The 16,915-nt window shown below is 67.0% G+C and carries 18 protein-coding genes; 7 read left to right on the top strand and 11 right to left on the bottom strand.

The features are described 5' to 3' along the window. Positions 1 to 43 precede the first annotated feature (43 nt). The 3 genes from R4P95_RS27080 to R4P95_RS27070 form a co-directional block, all read right to left on the bottom strand. A complete protein-coding gene (locus R4P95_RS27080) occupies positions 44 to 811 on the bottom strand; it encodes a hypothetical protein (protein ID WP_317747028.1) in 768 nt (255 codons plus the stop codon). After that, positions 808 to 3,381, bottom strand: a complete 2,574-nt coding sequence (locus R4P95_RS27075) for a bifunctional FO biosynthesis protein CofGH (protein ID WP_317747067.1) — start codon at positions 3,379 to 3,381, stop codon at positions 808 to 810. Before R4P95_RS27075 ends, R4P95_RS27080 begins: the two co-directional genes overlap by 4 nt. Before the next feature lie 100 nt (positions 3,382 to 3,481). Then, positions 3,482 to 3,667, bottom strand: a complete 186-nt coding sequence (locus tag R4P95_RS27070) for a hypothetical protein (RefSeq protein ID WP_213577035.1) — start codon at positions 3,665 to 3,667, stop codon at positions 3,482 to 3,484. 82 nt (positions 3,668 to 3,749) lie between these two features. Here R4P95_RS27070 and R4P95_RS27065 point away from each other — a divergent pair, with 82 nt between their 5' ends. Genes R4P95_RS27065 through R4P95_RS27055 form a run of 3 tightly spaced genes read left to right on the top strand, consistent with a single transcriptional unit; the run spans position 3,750 to position 6,486 of the window. Beyond that, a complete protein-coding gene (locus R4P95_RS27065) occupies positions 3,750 to 4,253 on the top strand; it encodes a PH domain-containing protein (protein WP_317747029.1) in 504 nt (167 codons plus the stop codon). Next, complete coding sequence (locus R4P95_RS27060; protein WP_317747030.1) at positions 4,250 to 5,788, top strand: PH domain-containing protein; 1,539 nt, start codon at positions 4,250 to 4,252, stop codon at positions 5,786 to 5,788. The genes R4P95_RS27065 and R4P95_RS27060 overlap by 4 nt, the downstream gene beginning before the upstream one ends. After that, the gene (locus R4P95_RS27055; protein ID WP_213577032.1) at positions 5,773 to 6,486 is read left to right on the top strand and encodes a uracil-DNA glycosylase; all 714 of its coding nucleotides are present in this window, start codon (positions 5,773 to 5,775) and stop codon (positions 6,484 to 6,486) included. Before R4P95_RS27060 ends, R4P95_RS27055 begins: the two co-directional genes overlap by 16 nt. Positions 6,487 to 6,517: 31 nt before the next feature. On the opposite strand, the gene R4P95_RS27050 is transcribed toward R4P95_RS27055, so the two are convergent. Next, positions 6,518 to 7,351 carry a uroporphyrinogen-III synthase gene (locus R4P95_RS27050; protein ID WP_213577031.1) on the bottom strand — a complete coding sequence of 278 codons (834 nt, stop codon included), beginning with the start codon at positions 7,349 to 7,351 and terminating at the stop codon, positions 6,518 to 6,520. Between the two features lie 39 nt (positions 7,352 to 7,390). On the opposite strand from R4P95_RS27050, the gene R4P95_RS27045 reads away from it, so the two are divergent. Beyond that, on the top strand, positions 7,391 to 7,762 hold the full coding sequence (locus R4P95_RS27045) for a VOC family protein (RefSeq protein WP_109331918.1): 372 nt from the start codon (positions 7,391 to 7,393) through the stop codon (positions 7,760 to 7,762). 27 nt (positions 7,763 to 7,789) lie between these two features. Here R4P95_RS27045 and R4P95_RS27040 read toward each other — a convergent pair whose 3' ends face one another. The 5 genes from R4P95_RS27040 to typA form a co-directional block, all read right to left on the bottom strand. Further along, positions 7,790 to 8,200: a hypothetical protein gene (locus R4P95_RS27040; protein ID WP_213577030.1), complete on the bottom strand. Its 411-nt coding sequence runs from the start codon at positions 8,198 to 8,200 to the stop codon at positions 7,790 to 7,792. A 14-nt stretch (positions 8,201 to 8,214) separates the two neighbouring features. Then, positions 8,215 to 8,373 carry a hypothetical protein gene (locus R4P95_RS27035; RefSeq protein ID WP_204164781.1) on the bottom strand — a complete coding sequence of 53 codons (159 nt, stop codon included), beginning with the start codon at positions 8,371 to 8,373 and terminating at the stop codon, positions 8,215 to 8,217. A gap of 120 nt (positions 8,374 to 8,493) precedes the next feature. Beyond that, positions 8,494 to 9,372 (bottom strand): N-acetyl-1-D-myo-inositol-2-amino-2-deoxy-alpha-D-glucopyranoside deacetylase, encoded by an 879-nt coding sequence (gene mshB / locus R4P95_RS27030; protein ID WP_317747031.1) that lies wholly within the window; start codon positions 9,370 to 9,372, stop codon positions 8,494 to 8,496. Further along, positions 9,369 to 11,189 carry an ABC transporter family substrate-binding protein gene (locus tag R4P95_RS27025; RefSeq protein ID WP_317747032.1) on the bottom strand — a complete coding sequence of 607 codons (1,821 nt, stop codon included), beginning with the start codon at positions 11,187 to 11,189 and terminating at the stop codon, positions 9,369 to 9,371. The genes mshB and R4P95_RS27025 overlap by 4 nt, the downstream gene beginning before the upstream one ends. 122 nt (positions 11,190 to 11,311) lie before the next feature. Next, the gene (gene typA / locus R4P95_RS27020) at positions 11,312 to 13,219 is read right to left on the bottom strand and encodes a translational GTPase TypA (protein ID WP_109331922.1); all 1,908 of its coding nucleotides are present in this window, start codon (positions 13,217 to 13,219) and stop codon (positions 11,312 to 11,314) included. Between the two features lie 334 nt (positions 13,220 to 13,553). On the opposite strand from typA, the gene R4P95_RS27015 reads away from it, so the two are divergent. Beyond that, positions 13,554 to 13,730 carry a hypothetical protein gene (locus R4P95_RS27015; protein WP_201453443.1) on the top strand — a complete coding sequence of 59 codons (177 nt, stop codon included), beginning with the start codon at positions 13,554 to 13,556 and terminating at the stop codon, positions 13,728 to 13,730. Between the two features lie 26 nt (positions 13,731 to 13,756). On the opposite strand, the gene R4P95_RS27010 is transcribed toward R4P95_RS27015, so the two are convergent. Next, the gene (locus tag R4P95_RS27010; protein ID WP_213577799.1) at positions 13,757 to 14,137 is read right to left on the bottom strand and encodes a (deoxy)nucleoside triphosphate pyrophosphohydrolase; all 381 of its coding nucleotides are present in this window, start codon (positions 14,135 to 14,137) and stop codon (positions 13,757 to 13,759) included. 58 nt (positions 14,138 to 14,195) lie between these two features. On the opposite strand from R4P95_RS27010, the gene R4P95_RS27005 reads away from it, so the two are divergent. Beyond that, positions 14,196 to 14,480 (top strand): 4a-hydroxytetrahydrobiopterin dehydratase, encoded by a 285-nt coding sequence (locus tag R4P95_RS27005; protein ID WP_213577027.1) that lies wholly within the window; start codon positions 14,196 to 14,198, stop codon positions 14,478 to 14,480. Here R4P95_RS27005 and R4P95_RS27000 read toward each other — a convergent pair. Further along, positions 14,428 to 15,747 carry a mannosyltransferase gene (locus R4P95_RS27000; RefSeq protein WP_317747033.1) on the bottom strand — a complete coding sequence of 440 codons (1,320 nt, stop codon included), beginning with the start codon at positions 15,745 to 15,747 and terminating at the stop codon, positions 14,428 to 14,430. The genes R4P95_RS27005 and R4P95_RS27000 overlap by 53 nt on opposite strands. Before the next feature lie 356 nt (positions 15,748 to 16,103). Between R4P95_RS27000 and R4P95_RS26995 the strand changes: the two genes are divergently transcribed. Then, positions 16,104 to 16,847, top strand: coding sequence for a hypothetical protein (locus R4P95_RS26995; protein ID WP_109331925.1), 744 nt, complete (start codon positions 16,104 to 16,106; stop codon positions 16,845 to 16,847). The last annotated feature ends 68 nt before the right edge of the window (positions 16,848 to 16,915 follow it).

Genomic DNA, 16,915 nt, shown 5'->3' with positions numbered 1-16,915 from the left:
GACCCTATTATCCCCTGCCCGGACTCCCACTTTTCGCTGAGGGTTACCTGACCCGGCGCAGTCCTGGGGTAAGCGCCGCGTGGGAGCTGATCCACTGCTCACCCTGCTTCGCCGCCCGCGCCAGCGCTCCCCGTTCACCGAGATACGCGGCCACCACACCGATCACCGGCACGTTGCCGAGCAGAGAGTAGGTGCGACCCGGCCCCGGCCGTTGATCGAGCTCGGTGGTGAGTGCACGCAGCGTGCGGGCCGTGCGCCACAAGACGCCGATCAGTGCGAACGGACGCCACGACGACTCCCCTGGGACGGGACCGGGCCCGTCACCCTCGGCAGACAGGGCGCGAGCATCGGCGTCACGCCGGCACAGCACCGACGCCAGTAGCTCCACCTGCTCGGCCCGCTCGGTCACACCGTGCTCCCGCGCAACGGCGACGAGTACGAGAGCCTGGTTCGCGAACCCGAGCAGGTCTCGGATGGGCAATCGGTTCAGGAGAACGCCGAACATGCCCGGGAACGCGACCGCGACCGTGTTGAGTGCCCCGATGCGCGTCACCCACCACCGAGCGCGTTCGTCGTCGCTTGCCTTCTCCCACGAAGCCGTTCCCGGGAACTGGATGGTGTCCAGCACCCAGGCGATGCCGTCGAGCAGGGCTTCTGCGGCGCTGCGCTCCTCCGGTGTCGGGACGAACGTCCGGCCCTTGATCCCGAACGGGTCCGTCAGTGCCAGATCGAGCACAGGGTTGATGCCGCGCGCGGCCCGATCCAGTATCGCGACGACCTTGTCGTCTCCGAGCCGATCCGTATCGCTCATGCTGCGGGTGACCTTCCTTCGCGTCGGGCGTGGGTGGTGGTGCGTTCGCGTGCCGGGCGGTCGATGCCCTCGGCGATGGCCCGTAGTTCGGCGACGGTCTTCTCGGAACCGTGCTCGGACCCCGCCATCCGGGAGATGGTTTCCTCCATCAGGGTGCCGCCGAGATCGTTGGCACCGCCCTGCAACATCACCTGAGTACCCGTGACACCGAGCTTGACCCAACTGGTCTGAATGTTCGGGATCCGCCCGTGCAGCATGATCCTTGCCAGGGCATGGACGGCGCGGTTGTCGCGGTTGGTCGGGCCCGGCCGCGAGGCACCCGCGAGATACAGCGGCGCGCTCTGATGCACGAACGGCAACGGCACGAACTCGGTGAAACCACCGGTCCGGTCCTGGATCCCGCGCAGCACCCGCAGATGCCCCACCCAGTGCTTCGGGTTGTCGACGTGGCCGTACATCATCGTCGAACTCGACCGCAGCCCCACCTCGTGCGCCGTGGTGACCACCTCGACCCAGGTGGCCGTGGGCAACTTCCCCTTGGTCAGCACCCAACGGACCTCGTCGTCGAGGATCTCCGCCGCCGTGCCCGGAATGGTGTCCAGACCGGCCTCCCGCAACTCGGTGAGCCAGTCCCGGATGCTCTGCCCACCCTTGGCGGCACCGTTGACGATCTCCATCGGAGAGAACGCATGCACGTGCATCGACGGCACCCGCGCCTTCACCGCCCGCACCAGATCGGCGTACCCGGTGACCGGCAGCTCCGGGTCGATGCCACCCTGCATGCACACCTCGGTGGCCCCGGCGACGTGCGCCTCCCACGCCCGGTCCGCGACCTCGGACGTCGACAGGGTGAACGCATCCGCATCACCCTTGCGCTGCGCGAACGCGCAGAACCGGCAGCCGGTGTAGCAGATGTTGGTGAAGTTGATGTTCCGGTTCACCACGTAGGTGACCTCGTCCCCGACGGCCTCCTTGCGGAGGGCGTCGGCCAGCGCCACCATCGCCTCGAGACCCGGCCCCTCGGCGGTGGCCAGGGCCAGGTACTCGTCGTCGGTGCATCCGGCCGGATCGCGTTCGGCGCTGCGCAACGCCGCGAGGACATCGGTGTCCACCCGCACCGGGCCACTGAGTTCGAGGACCTGCTCACGGACGGTCTCCCAGTCCCCGAACGCACTGCCCAGATCGCTTCGGGTGTCGGTGTTGCGGCCGTCGGTGTCGATTCCGGTGTGCAGATCCACCCGCCCGGTCGACTCCCACGACTCGTCCGGCTCCTGCCACGGCAATCCGACCGGGATCGTGTCCGGCCGGGCCAACCCGGTGTCCGGGTCGGCGAGGGCCTGCACGTGCCCGAGGATCCGCGGATCGATCCACGGCGAGCCGGCGAGCACGAACTGTGGCTGCGCCGCCGTGCGCTCGGTGAGCACGAACCCGGCCTGCGCGGTGATCTCGGCCAGGGTGTCCAGATTCGGCCACGGGCGTTCGGGGTTCACATGGTCGGGGGTCAACGGCGACACCCCACCCCAGTCGTCGACACCGGCACCGAGCAACGCGGCGCATTCGGTGTTCGAGACCAGGTTGGGCGGCGACTGGATCCGCATCCCCGGACCCAGCAGCAGCCGCGATACCGCAATGGACGCCAGGAATTCCTCGAGACCGGCATCGGGGGCATCGCGCATCGCGGTATCCGGTTTGGCCAGGAAGTTCTGGATGATCACTTCCTGGATGTGCCCGAACGCCTTGTGCGATTTGCGGATCGCCATGATCGACTCGGCCCGCTCGCGCACGCTCTCGCCGATGCCCACCAGAATTCCCGTCGTGAACGGCACGTTCAACCGCCCGGCGTCGGTGAGCGTGCGCAGCCGCACCGCCGGATCCTTGTCCGGGCTGCCGTAATGGCATTCGCCCTTGTCGGTGAACAACCGGGTGGCCGTGGTCTCGAGCATCATCCCCATCGAGGGCGCCACCGGCTTGAGGCGGGAGATCTCTTCCCAGTTCATCACCCCGGGATTGAGGTGCGGCAGCAGCCCGGTCTCCTCGAGCACCCGGATCGACATGGCCCGCAGGTAATCGAGCGTCGAATCGTAGCCGCGCTCGTCGAGCCACTGCTTGGCCTCGGGCCACCGATCCTCGGGACGATCTCCCAAGGTGAACAAGGCCTCCTTGCACCCCAGTTCCGCGCCCCGGCGGGCGATCTCGAGCACCTCGTCCGGCTCGAGATACGCACCCCGGCCCTCGGCCCGCAGCTTGCCCGGCACGGTCACGAACGTGCAGTAATGGCACTTGTCGCGGCACAACCGCGTCAACGGAATGAACACCTTGCGTGAATACGTGACCGCCCCGGGTCTGCCCGCCGCCAGCAACCCCGCATCGCGCACCTTCGCCGCCGACGCACACAGATCGACCAGATCGTCGCCACGCGCCTGCAACAGAACAGTGGCCTCGTCGACATTCAACGTCGCGCCGTCCCGGGCACGCCGCAACACACGCCGCATAGCCGAGGCAGAAGGTGCCGCTTCCTGCACCGATGCGCCAGTCGAGGTCGCCGCTGGAATACCCGGTATGGGAAGCATGGTGGGCCGGCCGGTCTCTTCACCTGAATGGGTCACCCAGCGATCATGCGCCACCCACTCGCGCACGTGCCACCCAGACTCCCCCGAGCGGCCGGTATCGCTATTCGCGCGGATAGTCTTCGTCGTCCGGGACGACTCGGCTCTGCTCCGCGGCATCCGCCTCGTTCACTTCCAAGGACGACACCTCTTGTACCTCGTCAGTGGGCTCGTCGTCGACGGCCAGATCCTGCTCCAAACGGTCGGCCTCGGGAACCTCCGGAGAGTTGGCCGCATCGAATGACGTCATGTCTGCGCTCCTTTCGCTTCGGGGGTCCTCTCACGATAGGTCTGTTCTCGACAGAATGCCGGTGCACGGCCAAAGTAGGGGCATGAGTGCGCCCGCTACCGTCACCATGGCCGATCCGCTGTGGCGGCCCAGCCCCCGAGCCAGGCAGCTGTGGGCCATCAACGCCGCACTCTTGTGGCTCCCGGTCTTCGCCCTCCAGGCGGTGGGTGCCTTCGTCGGCAGCTGGTGGCCGACCTGGGCTCAGATCAGCGTTGCAGCGGTCACTGTCGTCCTCGCCCTATTGCATGTCACCGTCGTTCCGTTCTGGCGCTATCGCGTGCATCGCTGGGAGATCAGCGACACCGCCGTATACACGCGCACCGGGTGGTTCACGCAGGAACGGCGCATCGCCCCGATCTCCCGGGTGCAGACGGTCGACACCGAACGCGGGCCGATCGACCGCATGCTCGGTCTCGCCACGGTCACCGTGACCACGGCGTCGTCGGCCGGTGCGGTCAAGATCACCGCCCTCGACCAGGACACCGCAGATCGCACCGTGGCCCAGCTCACCGAGATCGCCGGAACCAACGTCGGCGACGCCACATGACTGCGCCGCCGCCCGGAGTCGCGCCTCTCCTCGCGCACGGTGAGGCCGCGGCCGCGGCCGAGGCAGAACAACCGTGGCTCCGCCTGGATCGGCGGATGCTGCTGGTCCACCCGGTGAGCGAGTTCGTGAAGCTGCTGCCCGTGCTGCTGCTGTCGCTGGTCGTCGGCAGCCAGAGTGGTAACCACGTGTGGGGTCTGATCGCGGTGGCGGCGTTCGTGGCACTCGGCCTCTCGCGCTGGTTCACCACGAGCTACCGCATCGGTCCCGTCCACGTGCAATTGAGGCAGGGACTTTTCCGCAAACGACTCCTCTCCATTCCCCGAAACCGCATCCGCTCGGTGGATGTCGAAGCGGGAGTGCTGCATCGCCTGCTCGGATTGTCGATCGTCCGGATCGGCACGGGACAACAGGTCGGTTCCAAACCGGACGCGGCGACTTTCGAACTCAATGCCCTCTCCGCCGCCCTCGTCCCGGATCTGCGCACCGCACTGCTCTCCCACACACCCGAAACAGTGCCCGGACCCGGCACGATCGCCGCCGAGCGTCCCGTACACGAGATCGGGCACTGGAGGCCCTCCTGGGTTCGATACGCCCCGTTCTCCGTGACGGGCGTGGTCACCATCGGCGCGATCGTCGGCATCGCATTCCAGTACGGGTTCGCCCGCGAGATCGCACGGTCCTCGACGGTGACCGAAGGTATCGAATCGGCCGAGCGGCTCGGTATCGCGCTCGTGGTGGTCTTCGGAGTCGTCGTACTCCTGATCGCTGCCAGTGCACTGGCATGCATTCGCTATCTCCTGGCGTACGGCAACCTGACGCTCACCGACAACGGACGGACACTGCACGTCAGCCACGGACTCCTGAAAACACGGCAGACGACGCTCGACCGTGCACGGTTGCGGGGCACGACCCTGAAAGAGCCGTTGCTTCTCCGGCTGGCCGGCGGTGCCCGGCTCGACGCCGTCATGACCGGGGTCAGCGCCGAGAAACACGAGTCCTCGCTTCTGCTTCCCCAGGCGCCGCGCCGTGAAGCCGAACGGGTGATGGCCACGGTGATCGGAGACAGTCGTCAAGCCGCGGTCGCACTGAGACCGCACGGAGCTGCCGCACGACGGCGGCGCTTCACGAGGGCTCTGATCCCGGCGGGTGTCGCACTGCTCGCCGCGCTCGTCCTTACGGCGGCCGGCCGGCCGGTGATCTGGCCCGTGTGGGCAGGAATCGGGGTGGCCACGGTCGCCGGAGCCGCCCTCGCCTGGGACCGGTACCGCGGGCTCGGCCACGCAGTTCTTCCCGGTTGGCTGATCACCCGCAGCGGCTCCCTCGACCGGGCCCGCGACAGCCTCGAGGCGAACGGCATCATCGGTTGGACCGTCCGCCAGACGTTCTTCCAACGCCGGTCGGGGGTGGCCACCGTCATCGCCGCCACCCCCGCGGGCACCGGAAAGTACCTCGTGATCGACCTCCCCGCCGATCAGGCGTGGACTCTCGTCGAGTCCGTGACTCCAGGCGGAGGTGACGTGTGGGCGCGCCGCTGAACGATCTTGCGCGCCTCGACGCCGAACTCGTCGACTGCCGCGCCTGCCCACGTCTGGTGGAGTGGCGAGAAAAGGTGGCCCTCGAGAAGCGCGCCGCCTACCGGAACGAAACATACTGGGGCCGACCCGTTCCGGGATTCGGACCACCCGACGCCGCCATGCTGATCGTCGGACTCGCTCCTGCGGCACACGGCGGAAACCGGACGGGGCGGATGTTCACCGGCGACCGCAGCGGAGACTTCCTCTACGCGGCGCTGCATACCGTCGGTCTGGCAAGTCAGCCGACCGCCACGCACATCGGTGACGGCCTCGAACTGTTCGGCACCAGGGTCACGGCACCCGTGCACTGCGCGCCGCCCGACAACAAACCCACGCCTGTGGAACGGCAGACCTGCCGTCGCTGGCTCGACGCCGAATTGAAGATCCTGCAGCCGCGGCTGCGCTCGGTGATCGTGCTCGGCGGATTCGGCTGGCAGGCACTGCTGCCCGTGCTGGAGGACGCCGGATGGGTCGTCCCGCGACCCCGCCCGAAGTTCGGCCACGGCGCCCACGTCGAACTCGCCGGCCGGACCGGTCCTCTGCACCTGTTCGGGTGTTACCACGTCAGCCAGCAGAACACCTTCACCGGCCGGCTCACCCCCGCGATGCTCGAGTCGGTGCTCTCCGACGCCGCACATGCGGCCGGGTTGATGGGGTGATCCCGCCCGTTCGTGCGACACCCGGAGTGTGCTACCGCCGGTTCGGCAGTTCCTCGATGATGTATTTGGCCATGCTGCCCAGCCGTGAGCGGGCGGGTTGCATAGTGTCGACACCGAGCACGGTGAGAGGCGACGCCGTTACCGAGCCGACGCATATCGCGGCCACCGGCCCGTTGAACGCGCGGACGAGAGCGTCGACGCGTCCGACGTCCTTCGCAGTGCTCAGCAGCGAGGACACCGCCGGCGCGCTGGTGAAGGTGACCGCGTCGACGTCACCACCGGCGATGCCGTCGACCAGCGCCCGCAGGGGTCGTTGATCGACGGGCCGTATCCACCGGTACACCGACACCGCAGTGGTCCGCGCGCCCGCCTCGGCCAGGGAGACACTCAAGTCGGTGATCGGTTCCCACTCCGTGATCGTGCCGTGTAGTTGGACCGCAACGTGTAGCCCCCTCACTCCCTCGGCGATGAGGTGTTGCGACACTTCCTCGGACGACTCCGTCTCCGGCGACCACTCCTCCCGCAGGCCCGCACCGCGTACGGCGCCCTTGGCTTTGGGACCGCGGGTGATGATGCGTGCCGAGCTCAACGCGCTGACGAGGGCCTCGTCGTTACCCCAGGCGCGTGCGGCGTCCATCCACCCTCGGAAGCCGACGGCCGTGCTGATCACGACGAGGTCCGGCGGAGAGGTGATGATGTCGGCCGTTCGTGCTTTCAGATCGGAGTCGTCGACCAACGGCAGCACATGGATGGCAGGTGTGTGCGTCACGGTGGCACCGTGACGTTCGAGCAGCGTGACGAACTCCGCGGCTCGGCGTTCGGCGGTGACGGCGATGGTCAGTCCCGCAAGTTCATCGTTCGACATTGTCCCAGTGTGACGGACGTTCCGGCTTATGCTGACGAGATGATCACTGCCGTGCACACGCTCGTCTATGCCGACGACGCCGAAGCTGCCCGCGATTTCTTCCGCGACGTGCTGGGCTGGGACCACGTGGACGCGGGAGGCGGCTGGCTCATCTTCCGCACAGGCCCGTCCGAGATGGGCGTGCATCCCACCTCGGACGACCGCGGCGGGGAGCCGTGGTCGACGCAGCCTCACCATGAGATTTCGCTCGTCTGCGACGACATCGAGGCGACGGTTGCCGAGTTGAAGGCGAAGGGCGCCGAGTTCACCCGCGACGTTCGCGACGAGGGATACGGCTTGACCACCGCGCTGAGAATTCCCGGCGCCGGCGAGATGATGGTGTATCAGCCGCAGCACCCGGTCGCCTACTGAAGGTCGGGTACCGAGAGGTCCAGACGCTCAGGCAGGAACTGGGGACGTGGGCGGCAGCGGCGACCCGACCTTCCAGAGATATGCGGCAGGCGGAATCAACGCGCCGAGAAATAGCAGCAGGGTCCACACGGACGCGAGCAGGAGGACGTCGCCGCCCGGCCCGCCGAGCATACAGAGCAGGAACCCCACGATCCACCCGACGAGTGGGAGGGCTGCGGCGCCCACCCGGCCGGTCGCGGACCGCGCTGCGATCACCAGTGCCACATTGACCGCTCCGGCGACGAGGATGCTCACCGGGAACGGCGTCGCCCCGAGGTACAGCGGGAGAAAGAGTACGGCGAGGACAGCACACAAAAGGCCGTCGAACACCAGCAGGGCAAGGGTGGCCCTTGCCAGAACGTCCGTATGTTCACGTTTTTCTGCGGTGCCGACGGCCATGTGTCAATAGTGGATCAGGGGACCGGCGGGTAGCCGAGCAGGGTCAGCAAGTGACTCTGCATGTCGGCAAATCCATACAGCACGCTGTAGTACAGCTCGCGCTGAGCGGGCCATGACGGCTTCAGCGTGTCGACGAACGCCACTATGGCGTTCTGAACATCCCAGTTGTACATCGAAGACCTCTCCTGACGGGCGTCACACGGACTCGGACTGAGCCGCTGCGTGATGTGCGCCACAGTGTAATACGTAATGCGAGTCACAGTTAAGTGCGGTCGTGCCCGGCACCGCAGAGGTCAGAGTTCTACACCGGCGAAGAGGTCACGCTCACGACCACGGTCGTCGACCTCCCCCGACCGACCACGGGCCAGCACGAAGTGTTCCTCCGGAAGGATCGGCTGGGCGACGGCGTTGGAGAGCGCGAACTCGGCACCTCCGGGCGCCACCGTCACCTGCGTGGCATGGGCCGCGAGTGCGGCCTGCTTGGCGTCCAGCACCGCCTGCACGTCGATCACCGTGGTGACCTGGGAGTCGGGCACGCTCGGTAGTTCGCCGGGCTCGGGCAGTCGCCATCCTTCGGGGAGGTCGCCGATTCGGCAGATCCCCGATTCGAGCGCGCTCGCCTCGGTGACCGTCCAGTACAGCTTGGCCACCGGCCACGGTTCACCGGCGTCGGGAAATGTCGTCGTCCCCGACGCCTCCACCGCTGCCTCCGTGAGGCGATGCGCCTGGATGTGGTCGGGGTGCCCGTAGCCGCCGTGCTCGTCGTAGGTGACGACGACGTGCGGTCGCAGCTCCCGGATGACCGCCACCAAGGCTGCGATCGCCGTTTCTTTGTCGGCGTTGACGAAGGCGCGCGGATGGGCTGCCGAGGGCGTACCCGCCATTCCCGAATCACGAAAGTGCCCCGCCTCCAACAGGAACCGTGGCCGTCCGGCGCCGAGAATCGACAGTGCAGACCTCAGTTCGCCGATCCGGTATCCGCCGAGTTGGTCGGCGGCACCGGCAACGAGCCCAGCCCACTCGTCCCCGATCACCTCACCTTCCTCACCCAGCGTGCAGGTCAGGACGTGTACCTCGACACCCTCGGCGGCGTAATGTGCGATGGTGCCACCGGTGGTGATCGTTTCGTCGTCGGGATGGGCATGGATGAAGAGAAGGCGTCGATCGGTCATTCCTCGATCCTGCTCCAACCGGCCGCGTCACTGAAAATTCCTACCGGCACAGCGCCCGACAGCGACACTCCCTCGACGCCCGGCCCTACCGCCACCAACGTGCGGTCCTGCATGATCGGCAGCACGGCAGCAAGATCCCACAGTCGGCGATCTGCGTCGGCCAGAGCCTGGGATACGTCACCCGCACCGCGCAACGCGGCGTCGATCGCGGGCTGCAGCGACGGGTCGCACACGCCGGACAGATTGGACGGCGCTTCCGCCTCTGCGGCGGAATTCCCTTCCGGTGCAGCCCCTTCGGCTCGAGCTGGCGTGTTCGTCGCTGCGGCGGGCGGGCAACTGTGCCGGGAGGCCAGCGCGGTTGCCGGATCGGAACCGTCGCGGGACCATCCGACGACGGCGCCGATCTCGCCGTTCGTCAACGCTTCTCCGTACAACTCTTCCGCGGGTATGGATTGCACACTGGCGTCCACTCCGGCACCACGCAGTTGGTCGGCAGCCGTGTTCGCGACAGCACTGGCGGTGTCATCCCCCTCCGGAGTTCCGATGACTAGCGAGAGCGGCACGCCACCGCGGACGAGCCTCGCCTGCGGCACGGTTGCGGCGGGATCGGGAGTGGGCGAGGCAATGTCGGAGACATAGCCGTACTCCGCGAGCTGCGCCAGCACCTGTTCGCGGGACGGGCGCGCGGGGGCGGTAGCGGTGTATCCCGGGTCGGACGGGGCGTACACCTGCGAGCGGGTGGGAACGGCGGCCGCTTCGCTTCCCGCCCCGACGACCGCCAGAAGGTCGGTATCGAGCAAGTCCAGCAGACTCCGGCGTACCCGGACGTCCGCGAGTTCGGGCACCCGTCCGTTGAGGGTCAGCGACAGCCCTCGCGGCTGGAACGACGCACCCGTGCGCACAGTCGGGATCGCCGCGAGTTGCGCGGAAGTGGCTGTGCCGCCGTGGATCTGCACGATCTGCGTGTCGTTGTTGCGCATCGAGTCGGCGAGCTGCGCGGGGGTTCCGTCACGCCGCATGAGTATCTGGTCCGGGGTCGCCGGCTTGTCCCAGAATCGATCGTTACGTTCGAGCAGAATTTCGTCGCGACCGCGGTCGATGTTTTTGATGTGGAAGTGTGCGCCCGACACCGGAATGTTCTCGGACAGCCCGGTGGCGAATCCCCCCGGCGAATCCTTGATCAGGTGCGACGGCAGGAGGTCGGTGAACAGCTCTCGCCACGCCGGGTACGCGGACTTCATCACCACGTTCACGGTCTTGCCGCCACCCGACGACCGCACGTCCTCGATGAGTTGATAGCCGGCCGGGTCGACGGCTCCCGGGGCGCTGATCATCTGCTGCCACAGGTAGCGGAAATCCTCCGCGGCGATGGGCGCACCGTCGGACCATTGCGCTTCGTTGCGCAACTGATAGGTGATGGTGAACGGTTCCTGCGACGAGACCTCGGCGGACATCACGAGCGAGGTATCGGGGATCCAGTTACTGCCGCCCACACGCTGCGGGTCGGGAACCGGGCGGAACGGACTCGGGAGGACGAGTGCACTGACGGCGGAGTTCGCCGGCGACTGATCCGACAGGAGATGCGGGTTGAATCCACTGCCGACGTCGTCGATGGCCACCACGACGGGCTGCTTCTCCGTGGGTGAGACGGTGGGTTTGGGGCTGTCGGTGCTCTCGACGGGAGGCGGCGGGTCGGCCGTACACGAGCTGAGGACCGTCGTGGACACTGCGAGAAACACCGCGGTGGTCACGAGCCCGTTGCCACGCCTTCGACGCCGAACTCCCCACGCCCTGTCGATCGAACCCCCAGAAACCACCGCGCCGCCTTTCCTCAGAGATACCGGAAGGCTCCGGAAACCCTCGGGCGAATGTACCTTCGGTCGGCGATCGACCGAAGGTACATTCGCCCGGTTGTGTCTTACGTGGTCGGACGCGGGACCTACAGGGCCGCCTTGTCGCGGGCCTTGGAACGCGAACGCTCACGGGCGCGGTCGGTGGCAGACAGGTGCACCTTGCGCACCCGCACGACCTCCGGGGTGACCTCGACGCACTCGTCGCCGGCGCAGAACTCCATCGCGCCCTCGAGTTCGAGCTTGATGGGCTTGGCGAGGGTCTCCATCACGTCGGCGGAGGACTGACGCATGTTGGTCAGCTTCTTCTCGCGGGTGACGTTGATGTCGAGGTCCTCCTGGCGCGGGTTGATACCCACGACCATGCCCTCGTAGGTATCGGCGCCGGGCTCGACGAAGAAGGTGCCGCGATCGGCCAGCTGGATCATCGCGAACGGGGTGACGGTGCCGGTGCGGTCCGAGACGAGCGAACCGGTGTGGCGTGCCCGGATCTCGCCGGCCCACGGTGCATAACCGTGGAACACCGCATTGGCGATGCCGGTGCCGCGGGTCTCGGTGAGGAAGTCGGTGCGGAAACCGATGAGCCCACGCGACGGGACGATGAACTCCATCCGAACCCAGCCTGCGCCGTGGTTCGCCATCTGGACCATCTTGCCCTTGCGGTTGGCCAGCAGCTGGGTGATGGCACCGAGGTACTCCTCGGGGCTGTCGATGGTGAGCTCCTCGAAGGGCTCGTGCACCTTGCCGTCGACCTGACGGGTGACCACCTGCGGCTTGCCGACGGTCAGCTCGAAGCCTTCGCGGCGCATCTGCTCGACGAGAATGGCGAGCGCGAGTTCACCACGGCCCTGCACCTCCCAGGCGTCGGGGCGACCGATGTCGAGGACCTTGAGCGAGACGTTGCCGACGAGCTCCTGGTCGAGGCGGGACTTCACCATGCGGGCGGTGAGCTTGTGCCCACTGACCCGGCCGACGAGCGGCGACGTGTTGGTGCCGATGGTGACCGAGATGGCGGGCTGGTCGACGGTGATCCGAGGCAGCGGGACAGGGTTCTCCAGATCGGCGAGCGTGTCACCGATCATGATGTCGGGGAAACCGGCGACGGCGACGATGTCGCCGGCAACCGCCCTCTCGGCAGGCTGACGCTCGACACCCTTGGTCGCGAGCAATTCGGTGATCTTGGCCTTGGTGACGACGGGCTCGCCGTCCACCTCACGGCACCAGGAGACGGTCTGACCCTTGGTCAGCTCGCCGTTGTGGATGCGCACCAGCGCGAGGCGGCCCAGGAATGCGGACGCGTCGAGGTTGGTGACGTGAGCCTGCAGCGGCGCGTCGACGTTGCCCTTGGGTGCGGGAACGTAGTTCAGAAGCACGTCGAACAGGGCGTCGAGGTTCTCGGCGTCCGGTGCGTGACCGTTCTCGGGTTGACTCTTGGACGCCTTACCCTCACGGCCGGAGGCGTAGAGGACCGGGAGGTCGAGAGCGAGTTCGGCGGCTTCCGCGGCCTCGTCGTCGAGGTCCGAAGCGAGGTCGAGAAGCAGGTCGTGACTCTCGGAGACGACCTCTTCGATGCGGGCATCGGGGCGGTCGGTCTTGTTGACCACGAGGATCACGGGCAGCGAGGCGGCGAGGGCCTTGCGGAGCACGAACCGAGTCTGCGGCAGCGGGCCCTCTGAGGCGTCGACGAGCAGGACGACACCGTCGACCATGGACAGGCCGCGCTCGACCTCACCACCGAAGTCGGCGTGGCCCGGGGTGTCGATCACGTTGATCACGGTGACGCTGCCGTCGGCATGGTGCTTGTGGACGGCAGTGTTCTTCGCGAGGATGGTGATGCCCTTCTCGCGCTCGAGGTCGCCGGAGTCCATGACGCGATCGACCAGCTCGGCGCGCTCCTCGAAAGCCCCCGATTGGCGCAGCATGGCGTCGACGAGAGTGGTCTTGCCGTGGTCGACGTGTGCGACGATGGCAACGTTACGGAAGCTGGTGATGGTCACGCGATGGCTCTCCTGGCTGAGTTGATTCGGCCACGCGAAAGTTCACTCGCACGACCTTCTGGCGGCCGCATTGTCATCCTGATTCAGAAATCCCTCGTCGAGGCGATGGCAAAATCGCTCATACAGGCATCGCGGCCACGTAAATACTACCCGCCCGCGGCCCGGTTCCGCGCATCGCGGACGTCGAGGGGCATCAGGCACCAGCGTAAAGTGATCTGCGCCACGCAGTGCGCGAGCCGGTCCCAGGTCGGCAGCCGACGAAGTCGCGGCCACGCTAGCCTGGGTCGAGCGTCGCATCCGGTGTTCCGTCAGAGCTAGGGAGGCCGAGCCGAGCATGGGCAAGATCAAGGCCACCGAGGTCTCGGGCCTCAAGCCGAAGAAGAAGTGCTGCCGCAGCAAGAAGCGTTGCCTCAAGTGCCCGGTGGTCATCATGCGGATGAAGAAGCTCGAGAACGAAGGCGCCTCCAAGAAGGAACTGAAGAAGGGCCTCGTGAAGGCCCGTAAAACCTGAGCCGGCGGCCCGATCGATCGTTGTTCTCAGTTTCCACTGTCGAGGTACGGACGCAGGTCCGGCACCCATCCCTGATCGTTGCCGACCAGGTCGATCTCCCCGAGCTCGCGGCCGTTCACCCATCGCACCTCGGCATGGTCGAGCGCGGACGGTGTTCCCGACACCAGGTCCACCCGGTAGGCGCGGAGCACGCGCCCGTCGGGAAGGGGCACGTCGTCCCCTACCCTCGTGCCCCCTGCCACCTCGACGCCGAGTTCTTCTCGCAGTTCCCGCCGGAGGGCGTCCTCGGCCGTCTCCCCTGCTTCGGCCTTGCCGCCCGGCAGTTCCCACAGGCCCGCCAGCTCGGGCGGTCGCGTCCGCTGGGCGAGTAGGAGGCGTCCGTCGACGATGATCGCCGCAGCCACCACTTCGCCGTTGTTCGTGGCGGGTCTTGCAGGTTCCGTCGACACCGCACCATCATGGGGTATGGCCGAGTTGCTGTCAGATGGAAGTATCGATGCCGGACTCGCCGGACTGCCCGAGTGGCGGCGCACCGGCGACTCCCTGGTCCGCACCATCGAGTCGCCGAGCTTCATCGACGCGATCGAACTGGTCCGCAAGGTCGCCGCGGCCGCCGAGGCCGCCAACCACCATCCCGACATCGACATCCGGTGGCGCAAGGTCACCTACACCTTGTCGACCCACTCGGCCGGGGGGATCACACAGCTCGATCTGGATCTCGCTGCACAGATCGACGTGCTGGCAGGGTAGGCGTCAGCTTCGCCCGCCTGCCCGCCCACGCAATCCAGGCATACACGGCGAATGCGCCCACAACGTCGACGGTGCCGAGCCACGCGAGCACCGCAGGCCGTGAGATGAGCCAGATCGAGTCCTGAAAGAAGCTCAGGACCCACGGCACCCCGATCAGCGTCGTGACGAGCCAGTACCCCGCGACGACCCGGGTACCGAGCATCGACCCGTAGGGGCCGTGAAGAAGCCAGATCAGCATCGGGATCACCCATACCCAGTGGTGTGACCACGAGATCGGGGACACGAGCAGTCCCAGCAGCTCCACGACGACGAGTGTGCCCAACCTGTCGTCGCGGGCGAGGGCGCGCCACGCGAGCACTGCGAGGACCACGGTGAGCGCGACGCCCACCACCCAGACCGCACCCGTTCCGACGTCGTACCCGAGCAGCCTCGACAATGCCCCGCGCAGAGATTGGTTCCATACCGAACCGACCGGACCGATGCGATCTGCGTCCCCGAGGAGGTGGGTGAAGTACTCGCGGGCCTCGGAACCGACCAAGAGATAACTGAGGCCGACGGTCGCCCCGAAGGCGACGCCCGAGAAGACCGCCGCTTTCCACCTGCGCTGGAGCAGGAAGTACAGCCCCGTGATGGCCGGGGTCAGTTTGATGCCCGCCGCGAAGCCGACGAGCGCACCCGACAGCCACCACCGTGAACTACGTACCGCAGTCATCACGAGCAAGGCGAGGAAGACATTGATCTGCCCGTAGTCGAGTGTGGTGCGCACCGGCTCCAGCCAGACGCCCACCGTCGTCCACAGAAGTGCCACCGTCCGCCAGTAAGGTCGACGGGCCGCCGCGCCGAGCACGAGACTCAAACTCATGCGGGCCAACGCATACAGCGCGAGGATGGTGAGCAACTGCCAACAGACGCCGACCAGGGTGAACGGCAGGAAGTGCAGGGGAAAGAAGACGAGCGCCGCGAAGGGTGGGTATGTGAACGGCAGTGGAAAGTCCGGTGTCACTTCCGAATAGGTGAAGTCGTACAGGTTGCCACCGCCGAGAGCCTCGGAACCGTCGACGTAGACGTGTAAGTCGACGAGGTTCATCCCGTTGGGGCTCAGCAGTGTCCACGCCATCCGTCCGAGCACCGACAACGCGAGAAGCACAGGCGCCCAGCGCAACAGCACCCGACTCCCGGAAACACGTTGTGACGAGGGAGAAGACGGGTCCTCGGAGTCCGCTCCGCCGTCGGACGCTCCTTCGTGGGACGCTGCTTGGTCGGACACAGTGTGGCGCTCTCCCGTGAGGTGTGTAGACGTCTCAGCCGATCCCGAAACGGTCCCGCACAGCGTAGACGCACGGCCACACACGCTCCGCTCTGTCCGTAGCAGCGCGTAACAGTTGCATCACCATCAACACTGATCACACCAGCCACAGGCTATGGTTCCGGGAAGGATCACCGCCGGGGTCACCATGCCATACACTCCCACCGGGGCGCCGCAGCTACCACGGGATGCACTCGTCAGCTGTACAACCCGGGGGCGCTGTACATAGAGTGGCCCCCCGAGCCGTAAGACGTGGATTGGATTGTCGTTCACGCTGTTATGACAAGGATGGGGAGACTGTGCTTCGAACCCGAGGTATGCGCAGGGCATTTACTGCTTTCGCAATTGCCGCAGCAGCAGCGATGGCAGTGCCGGTACAGGTATCCGCGCAGCCGACGCCGCCGCCCGTGCCCGAGGGCATGCCTGTGGAGATGCTCGCATCGTTCGCTCCCGCGATCATCGGCGCAGCCGCTGGTACCGAAGACATCGCTGCAGGCCCGCAGGCCGAGCTTCTCGCGCAGGCACGCAACCTTCTCGAGTCTCCCGGCATTCCTCCCGAGATCAAGTCCACCCTCGAGCGCGTCATCACGTTCCTCGACGGCAGCGGTGGCGGCGGCCCCGAAATTCCGCAGGACAACGCACCCGTCATCGCCCAGTTCCTGTACCCGACGCTCGGTAAGGGCTGCATCGGAGAGGGCGCCGATTCCGTCGGCACCGCACTCGCCGTGCCCGGACCCGCGCAGCTCCCGCCGCCCGGACCTGCGGCCGGACAAGCCGGCTTCGTGTTCACCGCGCTCGGAACCAGTGCGGTCGCTGCCGAGCAGCCCAATCCGCTGACCGTCACGTGGATCAACCTGGACAACCAGCGCCGCGAGACGCAGAACCTCACCAACGAGGCGCGCATCAATCCTGACGGCCCTGCCACCCTGTCCGCGATTGCCGACACCGGCCCCGGTCGCGTCATCGCCGTCATCTCCGGCGGACTCACCACTCAGAAGGAAGGGGCGGCACCCATCACGTGCAGCTTCCTCCCGACCGTGGGTATGTTCCGCGTCGCATAGCAGTTCGACTTCGCGAAAGGCCCCCGGACTTCCGGGGGCCTTTTTCGTCGGTCCGGGCCCGATCACCG

This window comes from Rhodococcus sp. IEGM 27, assembly GCF_033142305.1.
Classification (GTDB): domain Bacteria; phylum Actinomycetota; class Actinomycetes; order Mycobacteriales; family Mycobacteriaceae; genus Rhodococcus_F; species Rhodococcus_F oxybenzonivorans.
Note: the sequence above shows the minus strand (reverse complement) of the source record. Positions and strands in the feature narration are given on the sequence as shown.

Bases quoted from the DNA above. Each gene is read 5' to 3' on its own strand.
- R4P95_RS27015 (WP_201453443.1), top strand. From the start codon at position 13,554: ATGGGCAAGATCAAGGCCACCGAGGTCTCGGGCCTCAAGCCGAAGAAG.
- R4P95_RS27075 (WP_317747067.1), bottom strand. From the start codon at position 3,381: ATGCTTCCCATACCGGGTATTCCAGCGGCGACCTCGACTGGCGCATCG.
- R4P95_RS27070 (WP_213577035.1), bottom strand. From the start codon at position 3,667: ATGACGTCATTCGATGCGGCCAACTCTCCGGAGGTTCCCGAGGCCGAC.
- R4P95_RS26995 (WP_109331925.1), top strand. From the start codon at position 16,104: ATGCGCAGGGCATTTACTGCTTTCGCAATTGCCGCAGCAGCAGCGATG.
- R4P95_RS27005 (WP_213577027.1), top strand. From the start codon at position 14,196: ATGGCCGAGTTGCTGTCAGATGGAAGTATCGATGCCGGACTCGCCGGA.
- R4P95_RS27045 (WP_109331918.1), top strand. From the start codon at position 7,391: ATGATCACTGCCGTGCACACGCTCGTCTATGCCGACGACGCCGAAGCT.
- R4P95_RS27065 (WP_317747029.1), top strand. From the start codon at position 3,750: ATGAGTGCGCCCGCTACCGTCACCATGGCCGATCCGCTGTGGCGGCCC.
- R4P95_RS27060 (WP_317747030.1), top strand. From the start codon at position 4,250: ATGACTGCGCCGCCGCCCGGAGTCGCGCCTCTCCTCGCGCACGGTGAG.
- R4P95_RS27035 (WP_204164781.1), bottom strand. From the start codon at position 8,373: ATGTACAACTGGGATGTTCAGAACGCCATAGTGGCGTTCGTCGACACG.
- R4P95_RS27040 (WP_213577030.1), bottom strand. From the start codon at position 8,200: ATGGCCGTCGGCACCGCAGAAAAACGTGAACATACGGACGTTCTGGCA.
- R4P95_RS27050 (WP_213577031.1), bottom strand. From the start codon at position 7,351: ATGTCGAACGATGAACTTGCGGGACTGACCATCGCCGTCACCGCCGAA.
- mshB (WP_317747031.1), bottom strand. From the start codon at position 9,372: ATGACCGATCGACGCCTTCTCTTCATCCATGCCCATCCCGACGACGAA.
- R4P95_RS27080 (WP_317747028.1), bottom strand. From the start codon at position 811: ATGAGCGATACGGATCGGCTCGGAGACGACAAGGTCGTCGCGATACTG.